Origin of the sequence: Mycobacterium sp. EPa45 (genome assembly GCF_001021385.1) — a bacterium.
In the GTDB taxonomy this organism is placed as follows: Bacteria; Actinomycetota; Actinomycetes; order Mycobacteriales; family Mycobacteriaceae; genus Mycobacterium.
The window spans coordinates 1708483-1735232 of the sequence record NZ_CP011773.1; the positions used below are offsets into that span (position 1 = coordinate 1708483).

General features: G+C 65.3%; 24 protein-coding genes. 16 read left to right on the forward strand and 8 right to left on the reverse strand.

What is annotated here, in order from left to right:
* Positions 1 to 11 precede the first annotated feature (11 nt).
* The 3 genes from AB431_RS08050 (at position 12) to AB431_RS08060 (ending at position 5053) form a co-directional block, all read left to right on the forward strand.
* Positions 12 to 1550 carry an aldehyde dehydrogenase family protein gene (locus tag AB431_RS08050; protein ID WP_047329493.1) on the forward strand — a complete coding sequence of 513 codons (1539 nt, stop codon included), beginning with the start codon at positions 12 to 14 and terminating at the stop codon, positions 1548 to 1550.
* A gap of 66 nt (positions 1551 to 1616) precedes the next feature.
* Positions 1617 to 2249: a TetR/AcrR family transcriptional regulator gene (locus tag AB431_RS08055; protein WP_047329494.1), complete on the forward strand. Its 633-nt coding sequence runs from the start codon at positions 1617 to 1619 to the stop codon at positions 2247 to 2249.
* A gap of 416 nt (positions 2250 to 2665) precedes the next feature.
* On the forward strand, positions 2666 to 5053 hold the full coding sequence (locus AB431_RS08060) for an Ig-like domain-containing protein (RefSeq protein WP_144418219.1): 2388 nt from the start codon (positions 2666 to 2668) through the stop codon (positions 5051 to 5053).
* On the opposite strand, the gene AB431_RS08065 is transcribed toward AB431_RS08060, so the two are convergent.
* Together AB431_RS08065 and AB431_RS08070 are read right to left on the reverse strand one after the other, a co-directional pair.
* Positions 5050 to 5907 carry an NAD(P)-dependent oxidoreductase gene (locus tag AB431_RS08065; RefSeq protein WP_047329495.1) on the reverse strand — a complete coding sequence of 286 codons (858 nt, stop codon included), beginning with the start codon at positions 5905 to 5907 and terminating at the stop codon, positions 5050 to 5052. The two genes, AB431_RS08060 and AB431_RS08065, sit on opposite strands and share 4 nt — an antisense overlap.
* A 44-nt stretch (positions 5908 to 5951) precedes the next feature.
* Complete coding sequence (locus AB431_RS08070; protein ID WP_047329496.1) at positions 5952 to 6872, reverse strand: LysR family transcriptional regulator; 921 nt, start codon at positions 6870 to 6872, stop codon at positions 5952 to 5954.
* 107 nt (positions 6873 to 6979) lie between these two features.
* On the opposite strand from AB431_RS08070, the gene AB431_RS08075 reads away from it, so the two are divergent.
* From AB431_RS08075 to AB431_RS08125, 11 genes are all read left to right on the forward strand, one after another.
* The gene (locus tag AB431_RS08075) at positions 6980 to 8251 is read left to right on the forward strand and encodes an SRPBCC family protein (RefSeq protein ID WP_047329497.1); all 1272 of its coding nucleotides are present in this window, start codon (positions 6980 to 6982) and stop codon (positions 8249 to 8251) included.
* Positions 8248 to 8571: a hypothetical protein gene (locus AB431_RS08080; RefSeq protein ID WP_047329498.1), complete on the forward strand. Its 324-nt coding sequence runs from the start codon at positions 8248 to 8250 to the stop codon at positions 8569 to 8571. The genes AB431_RS08075 and AB431_RS08080 overlap by 4 nt, the downstream gene beginning before the upstream one ends.
* A 4-nt stretch (positions 8572 to 8575) precedes the next feature.
* Positions 8576 to 9406, forward strand: coding sequence for a TauD/TfdA family dioxygenase (locus tag AB431_RS08085; RefSeq protein WP_047329499.1), 831 nt, complete (start codon positions 8576 to 8578; stop codon positions 9404 to 9406).
* Positions 9403 to 10251, forward strand: a complete 849-nt coding sequence (locus AB431_RS08090) for a TIGR03619 family F420-dependent LLM class oxidoreductase (RefSeq protein ID WP_047329500.1) — start codon at positions 9403 to 9405, stop codon at positions 10249 to 10251. The genes AB431_RS08085 and AB431_RS08090 overlap by 4 nt, the downstream gene beginning before the upstream one ends.
* Before the next feature lie 96 nt (positions 10252 to 10347).
* Positions 10348 to 10740 (forward strand): hypothetical protein, encoded by a 393-nt coding sequence (locus AB431_RS08095; RefSeq protein WP_082135595.1) that lies wholly within the window; start codon positions 10348 to 10350, stop codon positions 10738 to 10740.
* A 48-nt stretch (positions 10741 to 10788) separates the two neighbouring features.
* Positions 10789 to 11397, forward strand: coding sequence for a TetR/AcrR family transcriptional regulator (locus AB431_RS08100; protein WP_047333203.1), 609 nt, complete (start codon positions 10789 to 10791; stop codon positions 11395 to 11397).
* Positions 11398 to 11471: 74 nt separating this feature from the next.
* Positions 11472 to 13013, forward strand: coding sequence for an AMP-binding protein (locus tag AB431_RS08105; RefSeq protein ID WP_235435854.1), 1542 nt, complete (start codon positions 11472 to 11474; stop codon positions 13011 to 13013).
* A 17-nt stretch (positions 13014 to 13030) separates the two neighbouring features.
* A complete protein-coding gene (locus AB431_RS08110) occupies positions 13031 to 13867 on the forward strand; it encodes a mycofactocin-coupled SDR family oxidoreductase (RefSeq protein ID WP_047329501.1) in 837 nt (278 codons plus the stop codon).
* Positions 13864 to 15072, forward strand: a complete 1209-nt coding sequence (locus AB431_RS08115) for a CaiB/BaiF CoA-transferase family protein (protein ID WP_047329502.1) — start codon at positions 13864 to 13866, stop codon at positions 15070 to 15072. Before AB431_RS08110 ends, AB431_RS08115 begins: the two co-directional genes overlap by 4 nt.
* Positions 15069 to 15479, forward strand: a complete 411-nt coding sequence (locus AB431_RS08120) for a Zn-ribbon domain-containing OB-fold protein (RefSeq protein WP_047329503.1) — start codon at positions 15069 to 15071, stop codon at positions 15477 to 15479. Before AB431_RS08115 ends, AB431_RS08120 begins: the two co-directional genes overlap by 4 nt.
* The gene (locus tag AB431_RS08125) at positions 15476 to 16660 is read left to right on the forward strand and encodes a thiolase family protein (RefSeq protein ID WP_047329504.1); all 1185 of its coding nucleotides are present in this window, start codon (positions 15476 to 15478) and stop codon (positions 16658 to 16660) included. The genes AB431_RS08120 and AB431_RS08125 overlap by 4 nt, the downstream gene beginning before the upstream one ends.
* 3 nt (positions 16661 to 16663) lie before the next feature.
* Here the strand turns inward: AB431_RS08125 and AB431_RS08130 are convergent, their stop codons facing one another.
* From AB431_RS08130 to AB431_RS08155, 6 genes are read right to left on the reverse strand one after another with little or no spacing between them, the layout of a single operon-like run.
* Positions 16664 to 18112: an MCE family protein gene (locus AB431_RS08130; protein WP_047329505.1), complete on the reverse strand. Its 1449-nt coding sequence runs from the start codon at positions 18110 to 18112 to the stop codon at positions 16664 to 16666.
* Positions 18112 to 19332, reverse strand: a complete 1221-nt coding sequence (locus tag AB431_RS08135) for an MCE family protein (protein WP_369803060.1) — start codon at positions 19330 to 19332, stop codon at positions 18112 to 18114. Before AB431_RS08135 ends, AB431_RS08130 begins: the two co-directional genes overlap by 1 nt.
* Before the next feature lie 11 nt (positions 19333 to 19343).
* A complete protein-coding gene (locus AB431_RS08140; RefSeq protein ID WP_082135597.1) occupies positions 19344 to 20576 on the reverse strand; it encodes an MCE family protein in 1233 nt (410 codons plus the stop codon).
* The gene (locus AB431_RS08145) at positions 20573 to 21634 is read right to left on the reverse strand and encodes an MCE family protein (RefSeq protein WP_047329507.1); all 1062 of its coding nucleotides are present in this window, start codon (positions 21632 to 21634) and stop codon (positions 20573 to 20575) included. The genes AB431_RS08140 and AB431_RS08145 overlap by 4 nt, the downstream gene beginning before the upstream one ends.
* Positions 21627 to 22655: an MCE family protein gene (locus AB431_RS08150; protein ID WP_047329508.1), complete on the reverse strand. Its 1029-nt coding sequence runs from the start codon at positions 22653 to 22655 to the stop codon at positions 21627 to 21629. The genes AB431_RS08145 and AB431_RS08150 overlap by 8 nt, the downstream gene beginning before the upstream one ends.
* The gene (locus AB431_RS08155; RefSeq protein ID WP_047333206.1) at positions 22652 to 23908 is read right to left on the reverse strand and encodes an MCE family protein; all 1257 of its coding nucleotides are present in this window, start codon (positions 23906 to 23908) and stop codon (positions 22652 to 22654) included. The genes AB431_RS08150 and AB431_RS08155 overlap by 4 nt, the downstream gene beginning before the upstream one ends.
* Before the next feature lie 146 nt (positions 23909 to 24054).
* Between AB431_RS08155 and AB431_RS08160 the strand changes: the two genes are divergently transcribed.
* Positions 24055 to 25521: an aldehyde dehydrogenase family protein gene (locus tag AB431_RS08160; RefSeq protein WP_047329509.1), complete on the forward strand. Its 1467-nt coding sequence runs from the start codon at positions 24055 to 24057 to the stop codon at positions 25519 to 25521.
* A complete protein-coding gene (locus AB431_RS08165) occupies positions 25521 to 26750 on the forward strand; it encodes an amidohydrolase family protein (RefSeq protein WP_047329510.1) in 1230 nt (409 codons plus the stop codon). The genes AB431_RS08160 and AB431_RS08165 overlap by 1 nt, the downstream gene beginning before the upstream one ends.

A 26750-nucleotide genomic window follows, 5' to 3' on the forward strand; every position in this document is an offset into this window, starting at 1 on the left:
GAGGAGCGGCCATGACCGCGGTCGAGCCCAAGGCCGATAAAGCCACCATCACCGTGCACAATCCCGCGGACGGCCGCGTCGCCGGCACCGTGCCGATCGAAGGCCCGGACGCCGTTGCGGCCAAGGCCACCGAGCTGCGGTTGTTCCAGACCGAGTGGGAGGAGATCGGCCCGCGCGGCCGCAAGGTCTGGATGTACAAGTGGCAGGACTGGATCCTCGACAACGCCGACCACCTCACCGAGGTGCTGATGTCGGAGACCGGAAAGTCGCACGGCGACGCCAAGCTGGAGCCGGTGGCCCTGGCGGACTCCATCAAGTACTGGGCCGGCAATGCCGAGGAGTTCCTCGCCGATCGGCACCCCAAGGCGCACAACCTTCTGTTCAAGGTGAAGAAGCTGACGACTGTCTACCGGCCGTACCCGCTGGTGGGGATCATCGAGCCGTGGAACTTCCCCCTGGCGATGCTGGCCCTGGACGTCGTGCCCGCGCTGGCCTCCGGCGCCGCGGTGCTCCTGAAACCCTCTGAGGTGACGCCACTCTCGGCCGTCGAGTTCGCCCGCGGCTGGACCGAGGTCGGTGCTCCGCCGGTGCTCGGGCTGGCGACCGGATACGGCGAGACGGGCGCGGCGGTGATCAACAACGCCGACTACGTCCACTTCACCGGCTCGACGGCCACCGGCCGCAAGGTCGCGGTGGCCTGTGCCGAGCAACTCAAACCGTTCAGTCTCGAGCTCGGCGGGAAGGACCCGGCGATCGTGCTGGCCGACGCCGACATCGACCGCGCTGCCAACGGCATCGCCTGGGGCGGGATGTTCAACTCCGGGCAGGTGTGCATCTCGGTGGAGCGGGTCTACGTCGAGGCTCCGGTCTACGACGAGTTCGTCGCGAAGTTGACCGCCAACGTACGCAACATCAAGCAGGGACAGGAAGACTCGGGCTTCAAGTACGACACCGGCGCCATGGCCACGGCCGCGCAGCGCGATATCGTCGGCCGCCACGTCCAGGAGGCCGTTGACGCGGGGGCGCGGGTGCTGACCGGCGGTAAGCCGACCGGCGTCGGGACGTTCTTCGAGCCGACGGTGCTCGCGGACGTGACCCCCACCATGACCTGCATCGCGGAGGAGACGTTCGGTCCGACGCTTCCGGTGGTGAAGGTCGCCGACGAAGAAGAAGCCATTCGGCTGGCGAACGATTCGCAGTACGGGCTGTCGGCGACGGTGTGGACCGGCGATGTCGAGCGCGGCGAGCGGGTGGCCCGACGGTTGGAATGCGGTGCGGTCAACGTCAACGATGCGCTGGCCAACGTGTTCTGCCCGTCGCTGCCGATGGGCGGGTGGAAGAACTCCGGTATCGGTTACCGGTCCGGGGGCGCGAGCGGTCTGATCAAGTTCTGCCGCCAGCAGGCCATCACCTCGCCGAAGGTTCCGACGCAGAAGTCTGAGTTGATGTGGTACTCGTCGTCGAAGCGACAGGGTCAGCTCGCTCTGGCGGCGATGCGCGCAATGGCCGGTAAGGGTGTGCGGCGCTTCGGGATTCGCCCGAAGAAGTAAGCATCGACGGCGCTCCCCAGCGCCGTCATCGATCCTGGTCAGTCGATCAGGATGCTAATGTGCCGTATGACTACCGCGGCGCGCAAAGACAGGCCAGCCAAGCCGGGTCCTCGGCGTGCCACCGCCAGCCCGAAAGTCGATGACGGCGGGACTCGGCAGCGGCTCATCGAGGCCACGGCGGAGATCATGCACGACGAAGGTTATGCCGCGGCCACCTCGCGGCGCGTTGCGACGAAGGCCGGTGTGAAACAGGCACTGGTCTACTACTACTTCCCGACCATGGACGATCTCTTCCTGGCGGTGTTGCGGTCCGGGGCGGAGGCCGCGCTGGACCAATTGCGGAAGGTGCTCACCGAGGAGGATCCGCTGCAGGCGCTGTGGCGGATCAACAGTGATCCACGGCAGACGGTGATGAGTACCGAACTCATGGCTCTGGCAAATCATCGCAAGGTGATCGGCGCCGAACTGCGGAACTTCGCCGAACGGGTGCGAGATATCGAGACAGCGGCGGTGACGATGTCGCTGCGTTCCTATGGCGTCGACCTCGAGGCGTATCCGCCAGTGGTGATCTCGATGCTGGTTGCGCAGATCGCCCGAAGTGTCGGCAACGAGAGCGCGGTCGGATTGACGCGCGGACACGCCGAGCTGGAGCAATTCGTCCAGGCTCAGTTTGCGATGCTCTCCGGGAAGCAGTCCTGATCGATCGACAGATCGACTCGGCAGGCACCGTGAACCAGGCATCACGCCGGGGCAGGCATCTGCGGGCGCCGGCGATTGGCTAGGACCGTGGTGGCCGGGCGGTGAACAGATCGGTCCGTAAAGCCCTCTACTGCAACGTGTTCTAGCTGTGGTTCCTGACGCCGTGCGCATCGGAACACGCCGGGTTACTCATTTGCGCCGAACTTCTTGACACGCCGTCGCGCCCCCTGCTATGAAGTTCATCACATTAAAGTTGATCGATCGATCAGCATTTCTCATCTCGGAGGCACGCCATGTCGGACGTCGGTATACGCGTCAACCCGCTTTTCATTTCGGCCCCTTCAGGGGCGCTGCAGCATTGCGGACCATCGCAGGGCGCCGCGCGATCGGCCGTGAAATTCGGCGGATACGGCGGAATGGCAGTCGCCATATGGCTGTTCAGCGCCCTGGCTGCGGGTTATGGGGTCGCCTCCGCCGACACGGGGTCCGACTCGTCCGGTGCGGCGTCGTCGTCCGCTTCGTCTTCTGACTCCGCGGGCGGTGGCGGTGCGGCATCGGCGCACTCCGGGCGCCGCGCCACAGGTGGCGTCAAGCCGCATGCCACGTCCGGGAAGTCGGCTGCTGGTCAGGTGACCAGCGGCGGCGGGTCGAAGTCCAGCACCCCGCCCCCGACGCGTACCGCCGCCGCGACGTCGCCGTCGCCGGTTTCCGCCGCCGTTGCCGAGTCGAAGATCGCCCGGCCGACGGCAGCGGTCACCGACACCAGATCGACCAGTGTCGTGCAACCGACGACCGGCACCGCTCACGCAGCGTTGGCGATTCATCCGACCGCTGCGGCGGTAAATGCGAAGGCGACGCCGAACGCAGCGGCACCGGCCGGGCCGGTTGACTTCCTCAACCATGTCATCACGTCGCTGCTCAACCCCTTCCTCAACCCGCCGCCGGACACCCCGGGGCCGTTGGTGCCGCTGGTCTGGTCAGTGCTCGGTGCGGTGCGCCGCGACCTGTTCAACCAGGCGCCGACGATCTCTGACCCGACCACCACGGTGCAGACCGGACAAACCGTGACCGGCAGCATCGGCGCCACCGACATCGAAGGTGACGCGCTGAAGTACACCGTCACCCAGGGGCCGAGGTACGGCACCCTCACGATCGACCAGGTCACCGGCAACTACACCTACACCCCAGACGACATCAACTACACTGCCGCGCAGACGGATTCATTTACGGTGACGGTTTCTGACGGCAAGTTCAACATTCTGACGCCGCTGAGCTCACACAGCGCTCAGGCCAGCGAGGGCGTGACGGTGCTCAATCCCACTGTGCAGCGGGCCATCCTGGCCATGCCCGCCGGCGTGACCAAACCGGTCAACCCGCGCTACTCCGAAGACGGGCAGTCCATCTACTTCGCGGCGACCCCGGCGGCCGGCGGTCGCCAGGAGATATATCAGATCAACATCGACGGTACGAACGCGACGTGCCTGACCTGTGGTGTCGCCCCGAGCGTGACCGCGAATCTGGGCAAGCCGGTTCCGTTCACCGACGGATCCGGTCGGGTTGTGGTGCTCGTGGACAGTGGCGCCCAGTCGGGACCGACGTATTCCGTTCTGCAACAAGGTGACAGCGGAGCCGAGCTGATCCCGATCGTGACGCCTGCCGGAGCGCCGGGCGTCATCTCCATCAACGCCCAACGTGAGCTGCGGATCTCGCCGGACGGGCAGCATGTACTCTTCAGCCGGATCATGCTCAACGGCGCCACCGGTGTCCTGCAGATCGTTCCGGTCGTGGGCGGCCTGGAGTACAACGCCGCCACCAACACCTACGACGTCACCGACCCGCGGGTGGTGTTCCCCACCGGCGAGGGCAAGCAGTGGACGCCGGACGGCAAGGGCGTGGTCATCCTCGGCGGCTCCTACGAGCAGGGCAATGCCGACGACATCGTCGTCGATTTGGCCACCGGCGGCATCACCCGCGTTACTGCCAACCTCGACTACGACGAGGACATGGACTACTCACCCAACCAGCAGTGGATCGCAATTGGCAGTACCCGCGGCCTCAACGCGCTGACGCCGATGACCAGGATCGTGCGGCAGAGCCTACTGCCGGTGTACGTAGCCGCGCCGGTCTACGGCTACTACGCGACTCCGGTCAATGTCTCCAACCAGGAGTGGGCGGTCGCCGTTGGGGATGAACTCAACCGGGAGAACGGAATTCCGCTCTTCGACACCGGTGACGGGTGGGCCGCGCGAAGCATGCCCAGTTGGAACACCGACGGAACCGCGGTGACGTTCTGGGAATCCAGCGTCTCCGATCCCACGAAGTCGCGGCTGGTGATCGCAAACCTGAAGTACACCACCAGTGTTGGGCCGGCGGCGGCCGACCGGACCACTCCGGATTCGTCATCGTGGGCGCCGGCGCTGAGCACCTACCATCCCAGCACTACACCGCTGGATCCGGTCGGCAGCTACAACGGCGTAGGCGGCGGCACCGCGGTGGTCACCGAGGCGCCGGACAGCGCGAATCCGGGCCGGACCATCCGGACGGTCACGTACAACAATTACGTGAACGAGGACGGGATGATCCTGAACGGCACCGAGTCGGCCGACTACCTGCCCAACCAGTCGTCGGTGCACTACCTCGCCAACATCACTGTGACGGGCGCGCACACCGGCTACCTGCACGCCGATGCGACCATCAACGCTTTCCAGCAGACGCTGACCGGCTACATCGTGTCCAACGTCGACGGCGACATCGAGGGCCTGCCGGATCCGGCCAGGGCCGCCGACTCGCAGCAGAGCGCCTAGGGATTGCGATAGCCGGGCGGGTTGGGGGTGTCGACCCACAGGTCCACCCCCAACTCGGAACCCGGCACGCAGTCGTAGACCGACAGGTCGCTGACGCCGGCGTCCACCAGCACGTCTTCGCACAACAGTGTCTGGCCCGTGTACTCACGGGCCGGCTTGGTCAGCACGGCGTACGCGGCATCGGAGTAGACCTCGGGCTTGCGGGAGCGGGCCATCGCCTCGTCACCGCCCAGCAGATTCTGCACCGCCGCGGTGGCGACCATGGTGCGCGGCCACAGCGTGTTGGAAGCGATGCCGGCATCGCGCATCTCCTCGGCAATCCCCAATGCGCACAACGTCATTCCGAACTTCGCCATCATGTACGGAGTCGGCTTGAGCCACTGTGATTCCAGCCGGATCGGCGGGGACAGCGTGAGGATGTGCGGGTTCTCCCGGCCCTTCATGTGCGGGATGCAGGCCTGCGAGACGGAGTAGGTGCCGCGCACCTGGATTCCGTTCATCAGGTCGAACCGCTTGAGCGGCACCTCCTCGATGGAGCCGAGGTTGATGGCCGACGCGTTGTTGACGCAGATGTCGATGCCGCCGAACTGCTCGACAGCCTTGGCTACAGCAGAGGCCACCGAGTCACCGTCGCGGACGTCGCCGACGATCGGCAGGGCCTGGCCACCGACCTCCTCGATCTCCTTGGCGGCGGTGTAGATGGTCCCGGGCAGCTTGGGATGCGGCTCGGTGGTCTTGGCCACCAGTGCGATGTTGGCGCCGTCGGCCGCGACGCGCTTGGCGATGGCCAGGCCGATGCCGCGGCTGGCTCCCGAGATGAACATGGTCTTGCCGGAGAAGGGTTTGCCTGCCATGCCTGCCACCTTATTCGGCGCCGATGTCGCATGACCAGGGGCACTCAGACCCGCGCCGAGTTCTCCACGATGATCTCACAGGCGGCGTCGTAGAACGCGCTGATCAGCGTCGAGAACGACAGCTGAAAGGGATAGATCATGTGCACGTCGAGCGGCTCGAGGCTCCACTCCGGCAGCACGGGCACGAGGCTACCGTCGCGCAGCTCGTTGGTGCAGATGATCTGGTTCGGCATCGCGCCGATGCCCAGCCCCTGAAGAATGTATTGCTTGCACACCTGAAAGCTGTTGGCGCGGGCCCGCACTACGGGCGACAGTTCGTAACGCCGTTTGTGTTTGGTCACGGTGAGTTTGCGTGTCCGGTCGGACAGACCGAAGTCGATGTACGGTAGCGAGTTCAGCTCAGAGGGTGTGGCGATCGGGCCGCCCAGCTGCTGCAGATACTCTGGTGAGGCGCACAGAAAGAGGTTGAGACTGAACGCCTTCCGTGCGATGAGCGTCGAATCCTGCAGCGGCCCGGTTCCAAAGACGACGTCGAATCCGTCGTGGACAGGGTGAACCTGGTCGTCGACCAGCCGGATGTCGAGTCGGGAATGCGGATAGCGGCTCAGAAACGTCGCCCCGACTCGTGACGCATAATCGACGCCGATAAAGATCGGCATGGCTACCCGCAGCTCGCCCTGCGGCTCTTGCTTACTGCCTTCGGCCAGCGCGCGAACGCCATTCGCTTCGGTCAGGATCTTCACCCCGTGCTCGTAGATCTTCTCGCCGAGATCGGTGACGGTGAGCTGACGGGTGTTCATCCGTAGCAATTTGATCCCCAGATCAGACTCCAGCTTGCTCAGCTTTCGGCTCACCGTCGATTTGGGCATGCCGAGCGCCGTTGCGGCCTTGGACACGCTGCGGCACTCCACCACCTTGCCGAATATCAGCAGTGCGTCCACGTCGAACGGAAGGTTCTGCTCCATCCGCGCGAGTGTTCCAGATGTGCAACAGCCTGTTGCGATTTCGCCACTATCTAGCTGCTTTTGTCAGGTGCTACGTTCGGCCTCTAGGCCTGGATGGGAGCACTCTCATGAGTACAGAAGCCCTGGTCACGAAGCCGGCAAGTGGGCATTGGACCGATGCGTATCCGGAGCTGGGCCGGGGCCCGGTGTCTCTCGAGGACTGTGTGTCCGAGGAGTTTTATCACAAGGAACGCGAGCACATCTTCAAGAAGACCTGGCTGTACATGGGCCGCGTCGAGCAAGTCCCCAAGTCTGGCAGTTACTTCACCCGCGAGCTGAGGTTCCTCAACACTTCGATCATCATCGTGCGCGGCAAGGACGGCGTGATCCGTGCGATGCACAACGTGTGCCCGCACCGTGGCAACAAGATGTTGTGGGACGACGACCCGTTCCGAGAGGTGCAGGGTCGGGCGCCGTTGCTGTACTGCCGCTTCCACGGCTGGCGCTACCACCTCGATGGCTCGCTGCATTCCGTCACCCGTAAGGACCTGCTGCTCGACTTCGACGCCGACAGCTGCCGGGTGCCGGCGATTCAATGCGACGTGTGGGAAGGCTTCATCTTCGTCAATCTCAACCCCGACAACACCGAGTCGGTGCGCGACTACCTCGGCGAGCTGGCCCACGGCATCGAGGGGTATCCCTTCGCCGGGCCGCACCAGGTCTACCGATTCAACGCCGAGTTGCAGTGCAACTGGAAGATCTTCCTCGACGGCTTCGCCGAGAGTTACCACGGACCGTATCTCCATGCGTCGTCGTTCGGCGCGGTCACGGCGGAAGCCAGGGAGGCGTTCGACCAGCCCAATCCGTTCACCGATGCCCTGTCCTATCGGCTCAGCGGTCCGCACCGGACGTACTCGTTCGCCGGCGAACCCTCGCAGAAGACCCCGTACTCCAAGCCGATCGAATGCGTGATGGAAGCCAGCGCGGCGGGGCCGTGGAACAAACGCGCCGACCGGGGGCCGATGCCGCCCGGGCTCAATCCCACCCGCTCAGAGAAATACGGGTTCGACTCATACCAGTTCTTCCCCAATTTCATTCTCATCTTCGGTGCCTCCGGTTACACCATCCACACCCACTGGCCGACCGGGCCGCATTCGCACATCTTCGAAACCGAGATGTACTACCAGCCACCGCGGACCCACAAAGAGCGGTTGGGCCAGGAGCTCACGGTGACGTTCCTCAATGACATCATCCTGGAGGACGCCAGCCCATCCGAAGGTCTGCAGGCGATGCTCAACAGCGGTGCCATCACGCACTTCACGATGAACGACGAAGAGATTCTGCTGCGTCACCTGCACAAGGTGGTGGCCGATTACGTGGCGGCGGGGGAGGGGGCATGAGTACTGTTCTGCCACAGGAGTTTTCCGAGCTGGAACACCTGGTGCCGGAATGGGCCATCGAGGATGGCCACCAGCGCTACGTGAAGCGGGTGAACAGTTCCATGGAGCAGATCCGGGCGTTCTACGACGAGGTATTTCCGCACGCAGAGGAAGCCGTCGCCTACATCGACAAGTTCGACTACGCCGAGCCGCTGCCGGAGGACGTAGCCAATCTCCGGAACCTGCTCTACTCGCTGATCACCGTCTCGCTTGCGGTGGAACTGTGGAAGCAGCCGCGGGTAAAGCATTCGGCCAACACCATTCTCACGAGAGTCAGCTGACATCATGGCACCTACCCGGACACAGCTCGACGTCGTCGATGTCGCTCCGCGAATCGGTAGTGAAATCAGAACCGATCTCGAGACGCTGCTGAGCGGCCGCGAGGCCACGGCCATACGCGCGACGCTCGAGCAGCGTGGCGTGGTGTTCTTCCGCGGCCTGGAGATCGGCGACGACGAGCAGGTCGCCATCGCCAGGACGTTAGGCAACCTCGTGCAGAACGAGGGCGCCGACGGCATCTACAAGATCTCACTCGATGACACGGTGAATGAACGCGCCAAATACCTGAAGGGCTCGCTGTTCTGGCATTTCGACGGTTCATTGCAGCCCTACCCGAATCTGGCAACCCTGTTGCGGGCGATCACGCTGGCCGACACCGGCGGCGACACCGAATTCTGCAACACCTACGCGGCCTACGAGGATCTGCCGCTCAGTACCAAAGAACTCATCGCGGATCTGCGGGTGGTGCACAGTGCCGAGCGGTCGCAGTACTACGTGACCCCCGAGATGAGCCACGAGGAGGTCGCGTTCTGGCAGAAGTCGCCGACGAAGGCATGCCCGATCGTGTGGACACATCGATCCGGTCGTAAGTCGCTGCTGCTGGGCGCGACCGCTGACTACATCATCGGATACTCCGTCGAAGAGAGCCGGGCTTTGCTTGCCTACCTTCGCGATTGGGCCACCCAGCCGCAGTACGTATACCGCCATCGGTGGCAGGTCGGCGACCTGCTCATCTGGGACAACACCGGCACGATGCACCGGGCACTGCCCTACGCCGTCGACAGCGGTCGGCTCATGCACCGCACGATCCTCGCCGGTGAAGAGCCGCTGGAGTGAAACTAGGCATTGCCACCCCCGTCGTCACCAACGTCGCAGGCGCCGAGTTGACGTGGGAAAAAGATGCCACCATCGAGCACATCGGCCGCGTTGCCGAAACCGCCGACCGGCTCGGGTACCACCACATGACCTGCAGCGAGCACATCGGACTACCCGCGGCCGAGACCGCCCGCCGGGGCGCCCGATACTGGGATCCGCTGGCTACGTTCGGATATGTATCGGCACGCACAAGCCAGATCAAGTTCGCCACCATGACCCTGGTGCTCGGCTACCACCACCCCCTGGCGATCGTAAAGCGTTACGGCACTCTGGATCACGTCAGCAATGGTCGGGTGATCCTCGGACTCGGCGTCGGCTCACTGAAGGAGGAGTTCGACCTCCTCGGCGCCCCGTTCGATGATCGCGGCGCCCGCGGCGACGACGCCTTGCGGGCGCTGCGGGCAGCGCTGCCAAGCAACCAGCCGACCTACGACGGTGAGTTCTACTCGTTCGGAGGGCTCACTGTCGATCCGTGCGCGCTGCAGCCCCGTGTGCCGCTGTGGGTCGGCGGTCGGACCAAACGCTCACTGCGCCGGGCGGTCACGCTCGCCGACGGCTGGTGTCCGTTCTACGTCGACGTCGAGACCGCCGCGCGGTGGTTGCAAAGTTTTGATTTACCAGCCGATTTCGAGGTGGTCATGCCTGCAGAACAACCCCTCGACCCGGCGCGGGAGCCGCAGGCGACCCTGGACACTTTGGAACGCATGGCCGCGGGAGGGACCACGACGGTCTCGGCCCGGTTCGTCCATCATTCACTCGAGCACTACCTCGAACAGCTGCATGCGCTGGCCGAGCTGAACACGTGACCCAGCAGCGCCAATATTCCGCATTACCGTCACCGACGGAATTCGATTGCGGGAGCATGGTCGGCGGTTCACCCCACCGAGTTCGAGGAGTGCCGCATGCCGGTCAGCAAGCCAGGTGAATTGCCGGCGGGCGGAGACGGCCGCTGGCCGCTGTGCGCCTCGGGATTTCGCTCCGTCCAATGGGGCGATCTGGAAGTCGGATTCACCACCACCGGCGCCGGCGATCACACAGCGCTGTACCAGGGTCTGCCCGGCGGCGTCTGCCCGTGCCCGCACTACGGATATGTCTTCAAGGGCACGATCCGCTGCCGCTATCCCGGACAGGATGTCGCCGACGAGGTCGCCCGCACCGGCGATGTCTATTACTTCGAGCCGGGACATGTGCTGATCTACGAAGAGGAAACCGAGGCGCTGGAACTCAATCCGGCGGAACAGCTGAACGTGCTCATGGACCACGTCGAGTCTGTCGCGCGCCGGGCCAGCGGCTAGTATTCGTTCGTGTCGTGGGTGGAACGCGCCGTTGAACGATCGGCGTCCGTGCAACGGTCACGGCAGCGGATCGCTCAGCAGGGTCGCCAGATGATGGACGCCGCTCTGACGCTGATCGCGGTCAAGGGTGACGAATTCACCACTCAGGAGCTGGCCGCGGAAGCCGGAGTGGCGCTGCAGACGTTCTACCGCTATTTCGCCAGCAAGGACGAACTGCTGCTCGCCGTGATCGGCGACGCCATGCGTGAGGCCTGCGAGCGCTGGGCTGAAGAGGCGGCGAAACTGCCCGACCCGCTGGCGCGGCTGCGCTATTACATCACCGCGACGCTGGAACGCCTCGACGGCGACGGCACGGACGTCGCGACCAGCCGGTTCATCGTCTCCACCCATTGGCGCCTGCATCGGCTGTTCCCCAAAGAGCTCGCCGACGCCGAGAAGCCGTTCGTCGACCTGCTGCGTGCCGAGGTGCAGGCCGCCACGGCCGCGGGCCAGCTGAATCCGTCTGACGCAGAATGGGATTCATGGTTCGTCACCGAACTTGTCCGGTCGGTGTATCACTACTACTCGTTCGCGGCGCATCCCGAGGGTGAGCTCGACGTGGTCAAGGAGCGGCTGTGGCGCTTCTGCCTGACCGCTCTCGGCGGCACCGCGTCCTGACCTCGATACCGGCCCACCCAGCGGCTGGCAGTTAGACGCTTGTTGAAACAAGATTGACGTTCTACTGTGAGCATGTGATTCGCACTCGAGCGATTCCGGCCGACCTGAGGACTCAGTACCAATCCGACGGGTGGTGGACGCGCGACACCCTCGGCGATCTGCTGGCCGGGGCGCTCGCGGCTGCGCCGGACAGCTCGTTTCGGGTGTACTCGGCTGACCGGCCGTACGAGGGCACGTTCGGTGACGTCGAGTCGGTGGCGCGCCGGCTGGCGGCGGGTCTGCGCGAACGCGGCGTCGGTCCGGGCGATGTGATCGCGTTCCAGTTGCCGAATTGGATGGAGGCCGCGGCGACGTTCTGGGCTGCCACATTGCTCGGTGCCGTAGTGGTGCCGGTCGTGCACTTCTACGGTCGCAAGGAGCTCGGCTACATCCTCGAAACCGCTCGGCCGAGAGTCTTCATCACCGCCACCGAGTTCGGGCGGATGAGTTACCAGCCGGACCTCGCCGCCGAGGTTCCCATAGTCGCTCTGGTCGATCGCGACTTCGAGGATCTACTCGCACCGACGCCGATGCCCGGGGTTCTCGACGCTGATCCGGCCGGGCCGACGCTGATCGCGTTCACCTCCGGCACCACCCGCGCGCCGAAGGGAGTCGTGCACAGTCACCAGACGCTGGGCTGTGAGATCCGTCAGCTCGCCCTGAACCATCCGGACCACCCGTCAGGACATGTCATGGCCTTACCGGTGGGGCACTTCATCGGAATGCTGGGTGGCCTCCTGTGTCCGGTGCTGAAGGGCGCGCCAATCCACTTGTGCGACGGCTGGAATCCCGATCTGGTTCTGACCCTCATGGCCCGCGACGGAGTGGCGTTCGGCGGGGGACCGCCGTATTTCATCACGAGTCTGCTCGACCATCCCGACTTCACCGACGACCACCTGCGCCACATCCCGTATGCGGGCTTGGGCGGGTCCGCGGTGCCGACGTCGTTGACCCGTCGGCTCAGTGATCTGGGAATTGTGGTGACCCGCTCGTACGGCAGCACCGAACACCCGTCGATCACCGGTGCCGCCCCGCACGCTCCCGAGGACAAGCGGTTGTTCACCGACGGCTGCGCGCGTCCCGGCGTCGAGGTCCGATTGGGCGCCGATGGCGAAATCTTCAGTCGCGGCCCGGACTTGTGCCTGGGCTACCTGGATCCGGAGCTGACCGCGAGCGCCTTCGACGCCGACGGCTGGTACCGCACCGGCGACATCGGTGTGCTCGACGCGGACGGTTACGTGACGATCACCGACCGCAAGGCCGACGTCATCATCCGGGGTGGCGAAAACATCAGCGCACTCGAGGTCGAAGAGGCCTTGCTGGCGATGCCGGAGGTGGCCGAGGCCGTGGTCGTCGCCGGCCCGGACGAACGCTTCGGCGAGCGTGTCGTCGCGGTCCTGAGGCTGCGGCCGGGTGCGACGATGCCCGTTCGCGAGGAAGTCAGGGCGCACTTCGAGGCACTGGGGCTCGCCCGCCAGAAGTGGCCCGAGGAGCTGCGCCAGGTCGACGACTATCCTCGCACGGCCAGCGGCAAGGTGCAGAAGTTCGTTGTGCGGCAACATGTCCGAGATTCCTGACGGCTGAGGAGAGATCGTTGACTGGACGAGTGGACGGCAAGGTGGCCCTGGTGACCGGTGCGGCGCGTGGCCAGGGCCGCAGTCATGCGGTCAGGCTGGCCGCTGAAGGCGCGGACATCATCGCGGTGGACATCTGCCGCCACATCGAGAACACGCCCGAGCCGGGGTCGAGTCCCGAAGAGCTCGCCGAGACAGCCGAACTGGTGAAGGCACATGATCGCCGGATCGTCACCGCCGAGGTCGACGTCTGCGACTTCGGCGCGCTGAAGTCGGCGGTCGACGCCGGTGTGGAGCAGCTGGGCCGCCTGGACATCATCTGTGCCAACGCCGGCATCGGCACACCCGGCGCGATGCTCGACGAGATGGACGAGGCGCGATGGCAACAGACGATCGACGTCAACCTCAGCAGCGTGTGGAAGTCTGTGAAAGCCGGTGTGCCGCACATCAAAGCCGGGGGCCGCGGCGGGTCGGTCATCCTCACCAGTTCGGTCGGCGGGTTGAAGGCCTACCCGCACGTCGGCCACTATGTCTCCGCCAAGCACGGCGTCGTCGGGCTGATGCGCACGTTCGCCGTTGAGCTGGGCCAATTCTCGATCCGCGTGAACTCGGTACACCCCACCCACGTGAGCACCGACATGCTGCTCAACGAGTCCACCTACAGGTCGTTTCGCCCGGATCTGGAGAACCCGGGGCCCGACGACCTCAAGCCGATCTGTTCGATGTTCCACATGCTGCCGATCCCGTGGATCGACGCCATCGACGTCAGCAACGCCGTACTGTTCCTGGCCTCCGACGAGGCTCGCTACGTCACCGGTGTGACGCTGGCCATCGACGCGGGCAGTTGCTTGAAATGACCGGCGCTTTCGACGGAATCCGGGTTGTCGAACTGGCCCAGTGGGTGTTCGTACCGGTGGCCGGTGCGCTGCTCGCCGACTGGGGTGCCGACGTGGTCCGCATCGAGCGGCTGGACGGCGACCCGTACCGGGGCCTGGCCACCCAAGGCATCGGCGCTGACCGCGGTGGCGTGAACTTGTCACTCGCGCTTGCCAATCGCGGCAAGCGGTCGGTCGCGTTGGACCTGCGCAACCCGAAGGGACTGGAGGTGCTGCACGAGCTTCTCGCCTCGGCCGACGTCCTGTTGACCAGTCTGCGGCCCGGTGCGCTCGAACGCCTGGGCCTCGACGAGCAGTCGGTGCGCGAACGCTATCCCCGGCTCGTCTACGCCAGGGGAACCGGTTTCGGTGTCCGAGGCCCCGACGCCAATCAGCCGGGCTACGACAGCTCGGCGTTCTGGGCTCGCGGTGGAGTGGGTTACATGCTGACCCCCCGCGAGCGGGACTACCCGATCAGCCAGCGCGGCGCCATGGGTGACCGCAACGGCGCGATGGCGCTGGCGTTCGGGATCTCCGCGGCGCTGCTCGAGCGGACGCGTACCGGAACCGGTTCGGTGGTTGACGTGTCCCTGCTGGCGACCGCGATGTGGATGCTGTCCTCGGACCTGCTCGCCATCCTGAACGACGGTGACGCTCAGCCGGTTTCGGGCCGCGGACCACAGGTGAACCCGCTCACCGCGACCTATCGCACCAAGGATGACCGGCACATTCAGCTGATGTTCCTGCAGGCGGACCGGTACTGGCCGGATTTCTGCCGGGTGATCGGCCGCCCCGAGCTGGTTGACGACGCCCGGTTCAGCGACATCGCCGCGCGGCGGACGAATGTCGCGGCGTGCTTCGCCGAACTCGATGCGATCTTCGCCCAGCGGACCTTCGAGGAGTGGAAATGCGTCCTGGGTGCGCTGGACGCGCCATGGGCGCCGATCCAGACCCTCGACGAGGTGGTGAGCGATCCGCAGGTGGTGGCGAACTCCTACATCGGCGATGTCGTCACCGACGAGGGAGTGTCCTATCGATTGCCTTCGGTGCCGGTTCAATTCGACGGTGAACCACCGACTCTGCGGCGGGCACCCGAACACGGCGAGCACACCGAGTCGGTGTTGCTCGAGCTCGGTTATGACTGGGACCGAATCGGCGCCCTCGCCGACGAGGGGGTCATCCCGTGACGGCAGCCCGCCCGCTGCCGGTGCCCGACGAGGCCTCCGCACCGTACTGGGCGGCCGCGGCGCAGCACGTCCTGACGGTCGCCCGCTGCGGCCACTGCGGATTCCTGGCCCTGCCACCCGATGCCGTCTGCGCCTCCTGCGGATCGACCGACCCCGGGTACACCTTCGTGCCGGTCAGCGGTGGGGGCACCGTGCGGTCCTGGACCGTGGTGCGGCAGTCCTTCCTGCCGGGGTTCGAGGTGCCGTTCGCGCTCGTGGACGTCGAACTCGACGAGCAGGCCGACCTTCGGGTGATCGGCCGGTTGCTCGGCCGCGTCGACGACGTGGCACTCGGCACGGCGGTTCGCGTGGTATTTGAGGATATTGCACCCGAAACTGCCATTCCCGCTTTCGAATTGGTGTCATGAGTATCGCGAACCGGGTGGCGGTCGTCGGTTACGCGCAGAGCCCGACGCGCCGCCGCGCTGAGCGTCCGCTGGGTGCCATCGCCGTCGACACCGCCCGAGCCGCGATCGCCGACGCCGGACTCACTGTGGATGTTGTCGATGGTTTCGTCAGCTCCAGCATGCTGCCCAGCGCCGGTGGGCATCAGATCGTCGACGGTGTCAGCACCGTGACCTCGGGCTGGCTGGCGCGCTCGCTGGGTGCGGAGCCACGCTACGTCGCCGGTTTCGACGGTATCGGCCAACTCAGCGGATCGATCGGCATGGCGGTCAACGCGATCATTGCCGGCGCCGCCGATTACGTTGTCGTGCACCGCGCATTGCACAACCCGGCGGGCTCCTATCACACCAACCCGAACCGGGAGTTCGGCGGTGCTCAGCAGTGGACGGCACCGCAGGGCTTCTTCGGGCCGCTGGCGATGATTGCGTTGCCGTACAACGAGTACCTTCATCGCTTCGGTGCGCGGCGCGAATCGATGGCCGCCGTCGTGACCGAGGCGCGCAGGAATGGCGCGCGGCTGCCCACCTCCTTTTGGGCCGGGCGGTCGCTGACCGTCGACGAGTATCTGGCCGAGCCGACGCTGGTGGACCCGGTATGCCGGTTGGACTGTGACATCCCGGTCGACGGCGTCGCCGCGTTCGTACTGACCTCTGCCGAGCGGGCTCGGGATCTACCGAACCGGCCGGTGTATGTCGCGGGCTTCGCGGGAAGTGGGCCACCACCGCGGCGGCTGCCGCTGCACTGGCCGCTCGACGACATCTTTGCCGGTGGCCTCGGCACGGTTGAACGACTATGGCAGCAGACCGGTTTGGGCATCACCGACGTCGACTTACCCCAGGTGTACGACGGCTTTTCGCCGCTGGTGTGGTTCTGGCTCGAAGCGCTCGGGCTGTGCCCGGTAGGCGAGGCGCACCGATTCGTGGCCTCGGGCGGGATCGACGCCGACCACGGTGGAGTGCCGGCGCTGCTGAGTGGCGGCGCGCTCGGCAACGGCCGCCTGCACGGAGTGCCGCAGATGGTCGAGTGCTACCTGCAGCTGGCGCGGCGTGCCGGGGAGCGGCAGCGTGACGCGTCGATTGGGCTTGCGTGCCAATCCTCGCCGCATTACGGCGGGGTTGTCGCGTACTCGTCATCACCGATCTGACGTTCAGTGCGGCATCAGGTCCTGCCAGTTCTCCGGTGTGGCTGCCAGATCGCTCTGTTGGTAGAGCTGGCCGTCGCTGCCGACGTAGCGGCCGGTGCGCGGGTCGTAGTTGGCGATGTACCCGTTCGGCTCCGAGGCGGGCGGCGGTGGCGGTGTGCCCTCCAGGGGTCCGAAGATGTTGGCGCCGGGGTTGATCCGTGAATCCGGTGGGACACCCTGAGCGATCAGGTTGGGGTCGAATGGGGAAGGGCCGAGCACGTGCTGGCGCATCGCGAGCGGCTCGAACGGCTGGTCGCTCTTGCAGATCTCGACAGTCGGTGCGCGTTTGCCGGGCTTGTCCATGCATGGCAGATTGCGCACCCCGCGCACGGCGATGGGGGAGTCCTGCGGCAGCTTGCAGTACAGGTTGTCCGGCGTGTCGACCACCGATTCGTCGGCGGGGGAGCGCCATTGCGACGGCGGGAGGAAGCCAACCGTGCACGCCGGCGGATCGGAGCTCTGCAGGGTGAACGCGCCCAGCGAGAGTCCAACCGGATTGTTGAGCTGCGACAGAGAGCCGAAGCCTGCCACATAGGGCGGCAACAGCACCAACAGCTGGCGCAGCGCCGGATTGTAGGTGACTCCTACTTCGCCGACCGTGGTCATGTTGGTCAGCAGCACCGGCAGTGTCGGCTGGAGTTGGGCCAGCAGTCGCGAAACCTCGTCTGCGGTGCCGGGGCCCGTCGCCAGCAGGGTACGGAAGTCGTCGTCATTGTTGACCACCTGGTGCGTCACCGCGCTCAGCTTGTGGGTCCAGGTGCGCAGCGCATCGGTGGTCCGGGCCTGTGAATCCAGCAGGGGCGCACTGTCGTCAAGCAGCGTCCGGGTGCGCTGCGCGGTCGCATTCGCATCGGCGGCGATGCGCGATCCGGAGTCCAGTAGTGACCCCACGTCGTACCCCGCTCCGTTGAAAGCCTGGAACGATTGATCGAGAAGGTCGGAAAGCTTCTGTTTGGGAACGCTTTTGACCAGCGCGCTGAGTTGGTCGAGTACGGGGCCGACCTTCTGCGGGACGCTGGTGTTCGCCTGCTCGATGACCGAGCCGTCGATGAGGAACGGCGGCCCGCCGCCGCGCGGGATCAGGTCGATGTACTGTTCGCCCACCGCGGACACGCTGCGCACGTTGGCTTGGACGTCGGCGGGAATCTCGGGCGTGGCGTTCAGCGCCAGCTCAGCCGTCGCCCCGGTGGCCGTCGGTGTCACGCTGGACACCCGGCCGACCTGCACGCCGCGGTAGGTGACGTTGCCGAATCGGTAAAGCCCACCGGTGTCCGGCAGCTGAACGGTCACGGTGATGTGCCCGATCCCGAACCAGGTCGGTACCTGGAGATACCCGAAGATCATCACCCCCATCCCGACCAGTGAGGCGATCGTGAAGATGACCAGCTGGGTTCGTACCAGGCGCGTGAGCATCAGTTGCCCCCAGCGCCCGCCGGATAGGGCCCGGCGAACACGGACTGGTCAGTGGTGGATGCCGATTCCGGCGGAGCGAGCGGTAGCAGTGGTTGCTCCGCCGGAGTCGGAGCTTGCGGTGCATCCTCCGGCGGTGGAGGCGCCACCCCGACGCTCAGTGGCTCGTAGGTGTAGTTGAGATGTACCGGGTCGCCGGGTGCCGGCACCAGCTGGGCATTGGGGTCGCCCCAGCGGGTTCCGAGGAACAACGAACGTTTGAGCCGCGGCACAGTGAGATCCATGCTCGCGAAGATGTTGACGTAATCGCCGCGGATCGCGCGGTCGATGAAGTTCTGCGGGAACGGATAGGTGGGCACTAGAGCCAGCACGGTGTCGAGGTAAGGCCCCACGTCGGCCAGCGCGCCGAGCGTCGGGTCCAGGTTCGTCAGATTGCGGACGAGGTCCTCTTGAGTGGTGTTGACGAGGCGCGTGGCGAGGTCGCTGAAGCGACCGAGTTCCTGCATCGCGGCGACGATGCGGGCACGTTCCTGTAACAGCACGTCGAGTGCCGGCGGCACGGTGTGCAGCGCCTCGGTGATGTCCGATTTCTGCGCGGCCAGCGTGGTGGTGAACCGGTCGAGCTCCTGGATCGAGGTGGCGAAGTGGTCGCGCTGGTCGTCGACGGTCCCGATGACGGTGTTGAGTCGCGAGATGATCTCGCGCACTTCGCTTTCCCGGCCGGTGAGCGCGGTGGCCGTGCTGTGGATGAACTCACCGACCTGGCCGAGGCCGCCCGCGTTCACCACCGCCGAGATCGACGCCAGGGTCTGTTCGGTCGACGGATACTTCGACGATCGGTTCACACCGATGGTCGCGCCAGGTTGCAGCCGGCCCCTGGGTGGTTCCCCGAGCGGTGGATCCAGAGCCACGTGCATAGAGCCGAGCAGGCTCGTCTGACCGATGGTCGCAACCGCGTTGGCCGGCACCACCACCTCCGGGCGCACCCGCACTTCGACGTCGGCGACCCAATTGCGCACGCGCAACGAGCCCACACTGCCGACGACGACGTCACTGAGCATCACCGGCGAATTAGATTCCAGCGTACCGATATTCGTGATCTGCACGTGGTAGACCGTGTTGCCCGACCCGGACGCTACCGCTCCGGGCAGCGGTAGCGAGTTGACGCCCTCGAAGGCGCAGCCCGAAGCCGACACAACGATGCACAGCGCTGCCGCGGTCACGCGCACGAGCCTCATGGCTGGCCTCCGGTGTAAGCCGACACCGCCGGGGGTTGGTCGGGGGGAGCGGGTGTGGGGCCGGGTCCACCGGGAGCGAGCGCCGGATCGGTGTACGTCACCTTGTCGGGAGTCAGCGACGGCATCAGCGCCGGGTTCATCGGGATCGGCAGATAGTTGAAGTTGAGCAGCCGCAACGCCGGGCCGAGATATTGGGCGCACAATTTGGCGCTTTCCTGCGCGGTGGTGTTGGCAACCGCGCCGATCGCCGAACAGATGAACGTGACGGGATTGGCGAAGTTGTTGACCACGAAGGTGCCCACTGCGCCGGGGAGGTTCGGGTTGACGATGTTGTAGCTGTTCGCGAAGGCCGTGGGGGCGACGTGCAGGATGTTCTCCAGGTCCGAGCGGTGGTCGGCCAACACCTGCGTGACGTTGGCGAGGCGCTGGACCTGCTCGGCCGTCTTATCCCGGGTACCCGCGACGAATCGCTTGACCTCACCTACTGCGACTGCGAGTTCGGACATCGCGGCGTCGAGATCGTCGCGACTGTCGGACAACACGGTGCTCAGCGTCGCCAGCCGATTTTGGAACGAGATGATCTGATCGCTGCTGTCACGCAGCGCCGTGACGAACGTCTGCAGGTTCTCGATGGTCGCTACGATGTCGCCGCTGCCGTCGGAGAGAATCCGCGCGAGCGAAGACAGCTGGGCGAACGTCTGCCGCAACTTCGGACCGTTGCCGTTCATCGCATCCGCAGTGCTTTCGATGAATCTGCCGACCGAACTGCTCGACACATCGCTGTCCGGCCCGAGTGCGGTTGCCAGCCGGGACAATTGGGTCTTGACCTCATCCCACTCGATGGGGACGGCGGTGCGTTCCTGGGGGATGACCGCCCCATCGCCCATCCGTGGCCGGCCCGGGACGTACAGCGGGGCCAGCTGCACATAGCGTGCGGCCACGAGGTTCTGCGCCACGATCACCGCCTTGGCGTCCGCGGGAACCCGCACGCCATGCTCGATCTCCATGGTCACCACGGCCCGTTCCGGCTGCGGCTCGATCGTCCGTATCGTGCCGACCTTGACCCCGGCGATTCGGACTTCGTCGCCGGCATACAGCGCAGTGGCCGACGAGAAGTACGCGGTGATGTGGTTGGGCCCGAAGTAGGTTTGGCGCACCAGAAGTGAGGCGGACCCGATCAATAGCGCGATGAGCAATGCGAGCAACGCGCGGGCCGGCCAACGCTTCATCGGCTACCGCCCGGTATGCCGTTGGTGGGCCACGGAAACAGCGCGCGTGGCTGCTGCGCGTCGCCGGCCCGAAAACCGAAGGCGTAGTCCAGGAAAGGCTGGAGGAGCTGGGGCGGGATGAGGTTGGGCACATACGCGCTGTAATAGGGCCCGTTGGCCACGGACTCGCTCGTTGTCATCTCGAACTTCTTCAATCCCGGCAGGGCTTTCGACAGATTGTCCCGGTTCTTCTCCAGCACGGCGGTTACCCGGTTCAGTCGATCCAGGGTCGGGGCCAATTGTGCTTCGTTTTCTTTCACCAGCCCGGTCAGGTTCGTGGCGACCGCGGCTGTGTTGGCCAGCAGTTCACTGATGGCCTGTCTGCGCTCGACGAGGACGGCGATCAGATCGTTGGCGTTGAGGATCAGCGTGTCGACCTGCTGGCTGCGCTTGCTGAGCACGTCGGTGACGGCCGAGGCGTTGTGCAACAGCGACGACAAGGTCTCACTGCGGCTGTTCAATGACCGCGACAGCCGCGTCAGGCTGTCGAAGGTTGGACCCAGTTGCGGCGCAACCTGATCCAGCGTCGCCGATAGCGTGTCCAACGATTGGTTGAGGGTGGCCGTATCGGTCGCGGCCACATTGGTGGTGAGGTCGTTGACGGCTTCGTTGAGTGAATACGGCGAACCGGTTCGCGAGGTCGGGATGGTGTCCCCAGGACGCATGGCAGACGGCCCGGCGGGCTCGAGCGTGACGATCCGCGCACCGAGAAGCGAGCCGGTTCTGATGTGCGCGGTGGTCTGCGAACCGAGCCGAACACCATCGTTGACCGCAAGCGTTGCGACGGCGCCGTGGTCGCCGAGCACGACCGCGGTGACGGTCCCGACTTTGACGCCGGAAACCTTGACGTCGTTACCCTCCGCCAGGCCGCCGGCTTCGGTGAACTCGGCGTAGTAGCGGATGGTCGTCGCCCACGACACCAGACGTTCGGGTTGGAGTCCGACGGCGATCACCAGAAGCACGAGGACGGTGCCGAGGAAGCCCGCCCGGACGAGTTCGGGTCTGTGGTACTTAAGCATTGGGCTCTGCACACCTCCCGTCACGCTGTTTGATGAAGGGGAAGACGGCGGTGCGGCCCTGAAGGTCGGAAACCCGGATGCTTATACCGCACAGGTAGTAGTTCACGAAGCTTCCGTAAGACCCAAGCCTCACCAGCTTGCGGTAGTTCTCGGGCAGGCGTTGCAGCGACGCGTCCACGAGGTCCTTGTCCTGGTCGAGTAGCGGTGCGAGCCGGTTGAGTTGGTTGACGGTGTTCGCCAGCGGCGGCCGGGTAGCGGTCAACAAATCGGCGATGGATGCCGTTCCGGCGCTCAGTGATTCGATCGCCGAACCGATCGTGTCGCGGTCGGCTGCCAGCTCGGTGGTCAGCCGCTGGAACTTGTCGATGGCACCGGAGAACCGCGCCCCCTCACTACCGAGTGCGCCCAGCACGGTGTCGAGGTTGTCGATGAGGTGTTCCAGTGCCCCGTTGTTATCGGCCAATGACGCCGAGAACGACGACGTTCTGCTGAGCAGTGACTGCAGATTGTCGCCCTGACCCTGGAAGATCTCAAGCAGCGCATTGGTCAGCGCGTTGACGTCCTGGGGAGCGAGCCCGCGGATCACCGGCTTGATGCCGCCCAGGAGCAAGTCGAGGTCGAGCGCCGGTTGAGTTCGTTCCGGCGGGATCTGCGACCCGCGCGGCAGCATCCGGCTGGAACCCGGTCCGTCGAGCAGTTCAAGGTAGCGATCGCCGACGAGGTTCAGATACCGGACTGCGGCCCTGGTTCCGGTGGTGAGGACGACATCGTCGTCGGCGGTGAAGGACACCAGCACCGTGTCGTCGGCGCGTAATTTCACGCCGTCGACCGTGCCGATCCGGACACCGGCCACACGTACGGAGTCGCCGGCCTTCAGGCTGGATGCGTCGCGGAAGACAGCGGAGTAACCATGCGCAGCGCCGCCCCGGAATTCACCGAAGACCAGGAACAAGAACACGGTCAACGTCGACATGACGATGACGAACACGCCCAACTTGGCGGCAGTGCGGCGCGTGGTCATCCGGGCTGCCCGATCTGGGCGGTATTGCGAGGCGGCCCGTCGATCGCGCCGAACAACCATTGCTTGAGCGCATCGGAATTCAGCACGATGCCCTGATTGCCGTAGCGCGTCGGGTCGGTTCCCACATCCGCGACGACCTTGGGCGGGTATGTGTTGAACTGCAACGGCAGTTGGCCCTTGCACTGCGGCGCCCCGGTCGCGGCGACCTTCGGCAGATCCTGTGGGTAGCGGTAGCGGTCGATCCCCAACGTAAGAGCGCCGAGGTCGTTGACGCCCGGCACCCTTGCCGGCGGCTTGAGGGCGAAGGCGATCATGCCGGTCAGTGAGCACGTCAATGCTTCGTGGTACTGATTGGTCAATTCCGTCGTCGGGACCAGCAGGCGCATGACGTTCGTCAGGCCTTCACGGTTGGCGCCGAGCACGTCGTTGCCGATGTCGGCCAGGCCGATGGTCGACACCAGGAACCGATCCAGATCGGCCTGGGTGTCTGTCAGGGTGCGGCTGATGCGGGTCCCGTCGGTGACGATCGTCATGAAATCCGGTGCGGCGTCGGCGTACGCGGCACTGACCGCAGGCAGCTTCTCCAACTCGTTGCTGAGCTCGGGAAGGCTGGGCTCGATCGTGCCGAGGAACGCGTTGAAGTCGCTCAGCGAGCGACCGAACGCCTCACCGCGACCACTCAGTGCCGTGGAGATCGCACCCAGGGTTTCGTTCAGCTTCGGTGGATCGATGTGCGCCAGAAGCGAATTGAGATCATCGAAGATGGTATTCACTTCGACGGTGACGTGCTGGGCGTCCAGGGTCTGACCGGCGCGCAGGGGTGTCCGCGACGGCTGCGGCGGTGGGACGAATTCCACTGTCTTGGCGCCGAACACGGTGGTGGCGCCGATGTCGACGAGCACGTTGTCGGGAATGACTCGCAGCCGGGCCGGCTCGATAGCCAGCTTGAGTTCGGCGCGGCCGTCTGCGGTTTCCCGCACGGCCGAGACAGTGCCGATCTGCGCCCCGTGCAGCTTCACCTTGGCGCCCGGGTCCATGAGCAGACCGGCCCGGTCGGCCATCACGACGACGGGCGAGGTGTCGTCGAACTTTCCGTTGAACATCGCGATCGCGACGACGACGACGGTGGCCATGACCACTACGGCGACCAGCCCGACCACCGGCCGCACGTAGCTTCTGGCACCGAAATCGCGTCCGGGCTTGGCGGCTACCGGCGCCGATGCGGTCGCTGCGCTCCACGTCGAGCGTGTCATGAGCTCCTGCACTGTGATGGGAATCTCATACTCGGATGACCGGGAAGATTACACACCGCCAGAACAATTGGATAGCTCTTGTTAAAAAGAGAGTGCCGTTCTACCCTCGAATGCGAGTTCGTCCCCAACAGCGGTCGGGAGAGTTCATGGCAGTGGTTTCCGAGCAGCGGACCTACGTGGCCGGCCGATGGGTCACCGGCGACGAGTTGATCAGCGTTGAGAACCCGGCCGACGAGACGCATGTCCACGACGTGACGGCCACACCGATCAGGGAGGTCGAGCGCGCGATCACCGAGGCGCGCGGCAGCTTCGACCGCGGGGTATGGGCCGACTTGGCCGTCGCCGATCGGGCGCGAGTGTTGCGCGATTTCGTCGACTTCATCGAGAGCAGCGCCGATACTCTCGTGCCCACTCTGGTTGCCGAGGCGGGGCAGTCACGCCGATTCGCCGAGATGACCCAGCTGCAGGCCGGTCTCAACCTGGCGCGGCAGACCATCAATCTCTACCTGTCGATGAAACACGAACAGGCCAGCCCTGTTCCGGTCGATGATCTGGTCCGCGGCCGCGTGGCGTTGAGCATCCGCCGTCATGAACCGGTCGGGGTGGTCACCGCGATCACGCCGTACAACGCTGCGCTGATCATGGGCTTCCAAAAGCTGATCCCGGCGTTGATGGCGGGGAACTCGGTGATCCTGCGACCGAGTCCGTTGACCCCGATCTCGTCGCTGATCTTCGGCATGGCGGCCGAGGCCGTCGGCCTTCCCCCGGGGGTGTTGAGCGTCGTCGCCGAGCAGGGCACTGCCGGGGCGGAGTTGCTCACCAGCCACGGCTGCGTCGACATGGTCTCGTTCACCGGCTCCACACTGGCCGGCCGCAAGATCCTGGCGCAGGCCGCGCCCACGGTGAAGCGGGTGTCGCTGGAACTCGGCGGGAAGTCAGCGCAGATCTACCTGGCCGATGCGATCGAGCGGGTCGCGGCGGGTGCGGCCATGGTGGTGATGAGCACCGCAGGCCAGGCATGCGTCGCGGCGACCCGCATGCTGGTCCCCGAGGATCAGCGTGAGCGGGTGCTCGAAACCGTTGGGGCGGTGTACAAATCCATCAAGGTCGGACCGCCGAGCTCGCCGGACGCAACGATGGGGCCGGTGATCAGCGCAGCCCAGCGTGAGCGGTGTGAGCGGCTGGTCGCAGCCGCGGAGGAGCACGGCGGAAAGGTCGTCTGTGGTGGCGGCCGTCCACCCGGCCTCGATCGCGGGTACTACGTCGAACCCACCGTGCTCGACATCCCGGACAACGCCAATCCCGCCGCCCAGGAAGAGATCTTCGGCCCGGTGATCGCGGTGCTCGGCTACCGCGATCTCGACCATGCCGTCGAGATCGCCAACGACAGCATCTACGGCCTGTCGGGTCAGGTGTACGGCGCCGACGTAGCGGCCGCGCTGTCGGTGGCGCGGCGGCTGCGCACTGGTGCGGTCAACGTCAACACGACCGTGTTCAGTGCCTATGCGCCCAGCGGTGGTTACAAGCAGAGCGGCCTCGGCCGCGAGCGGGGTCCCGACGGGATCCGCGAATTCCAAGAAGTCAAACACCTGTCGATAGGGGAGCTTTCGTAATGAGCGGCAACGGCAATGGCAACACCGACATCGACCTGAACTGGTTGATCTCGGTCGACGATCACATTCTCGAGCCGCCCAACCTCTGGATCGACCGGGTGGCCGCCAAGGACCGCGACCGCGCCCCGCACATGGAGAAGAACGACCACGGGGTCGACAACTGGGTATACGACGGGAAGCGTTATCCGAACTCGGGTTTGAGCGCGGTCGTCGGTAAGTCCAAGGAGGAGTTCAGCCCGGAACCGCTGTCCTACTCCGAGATGCGGCCGGGGTGTTACGACGCCAAGGCTCGCATCGAGGACATGGACCGATCCGGAGTGCTTGCATCGCTGTGCTTTCCGACGATCACCCGGTTCTGTGGCCAGCTGTTCATGGAGGCCAGCGACCGCGAATTCGGCTTCGAATGCCTGCAGCTCTACAACGACTGGCTGGTCGAGGAATGGTGCGGCGCAGCGCCGGGCCGCTACATTCCGCTGATGCTGATCCCGATGTGGGATCCCCCGCTCGCCGCCAAAGAGATGGAGCGGATGGCGGCCAAGGGGGTGACGACGTTCGCGTTCTCCGAGAATCCGGAACCGTTGGGACTGCCCACGATCCATGACGCCAACGGATATTGGGAGCCCGTGATGGCGGCGGCCAATGATCTCGAGATGGTGGCTAGTATGCACGTCGGGTCGTCGTCGACGCTGCCGAAGATCTGCGCCGATGCGCCGTTCATGGCCAACCTCACCTGGGGTGCCTCACGGACCTCGGGAACGATGCTCTCGTGGCTCTTCAGCGGCATGTTCCAGCGTTACCCGAAGCTGAAGATCGCACTCTCCGAAGGAGAAGTCGGCTGGATGCCGTACTTCCTGGAACGCGCCGAGCAGGTACTCGACAAGCAACGGTATTGGGTGATGCGCGGGGCGAAGTTCGATACCCACGCGGGGGCGGGCAATGCGATCGACCTCGACACGCTCGATATCCGTGAGACGTTCCGCAATCACATCTACGGCTGCATCATCGAGGACCGTCATGCGGTGCGAAGCCTCGACGAACTCGGTGAGGACAACATCATGTGCGAAACCGACTACCCGCACTCCGACTCGACGTGGCCGGACTGCATCGACGTCGCGCGCAACACGATGAAGGACCTCCCACCAGAAGTGCAGTACAAGTTGTTGCGCGGCAACGCCGAACGGCTCTACCGCTTCACCCCCGCTGAACCCCCCGTCCTGGCTGGCGCCTGA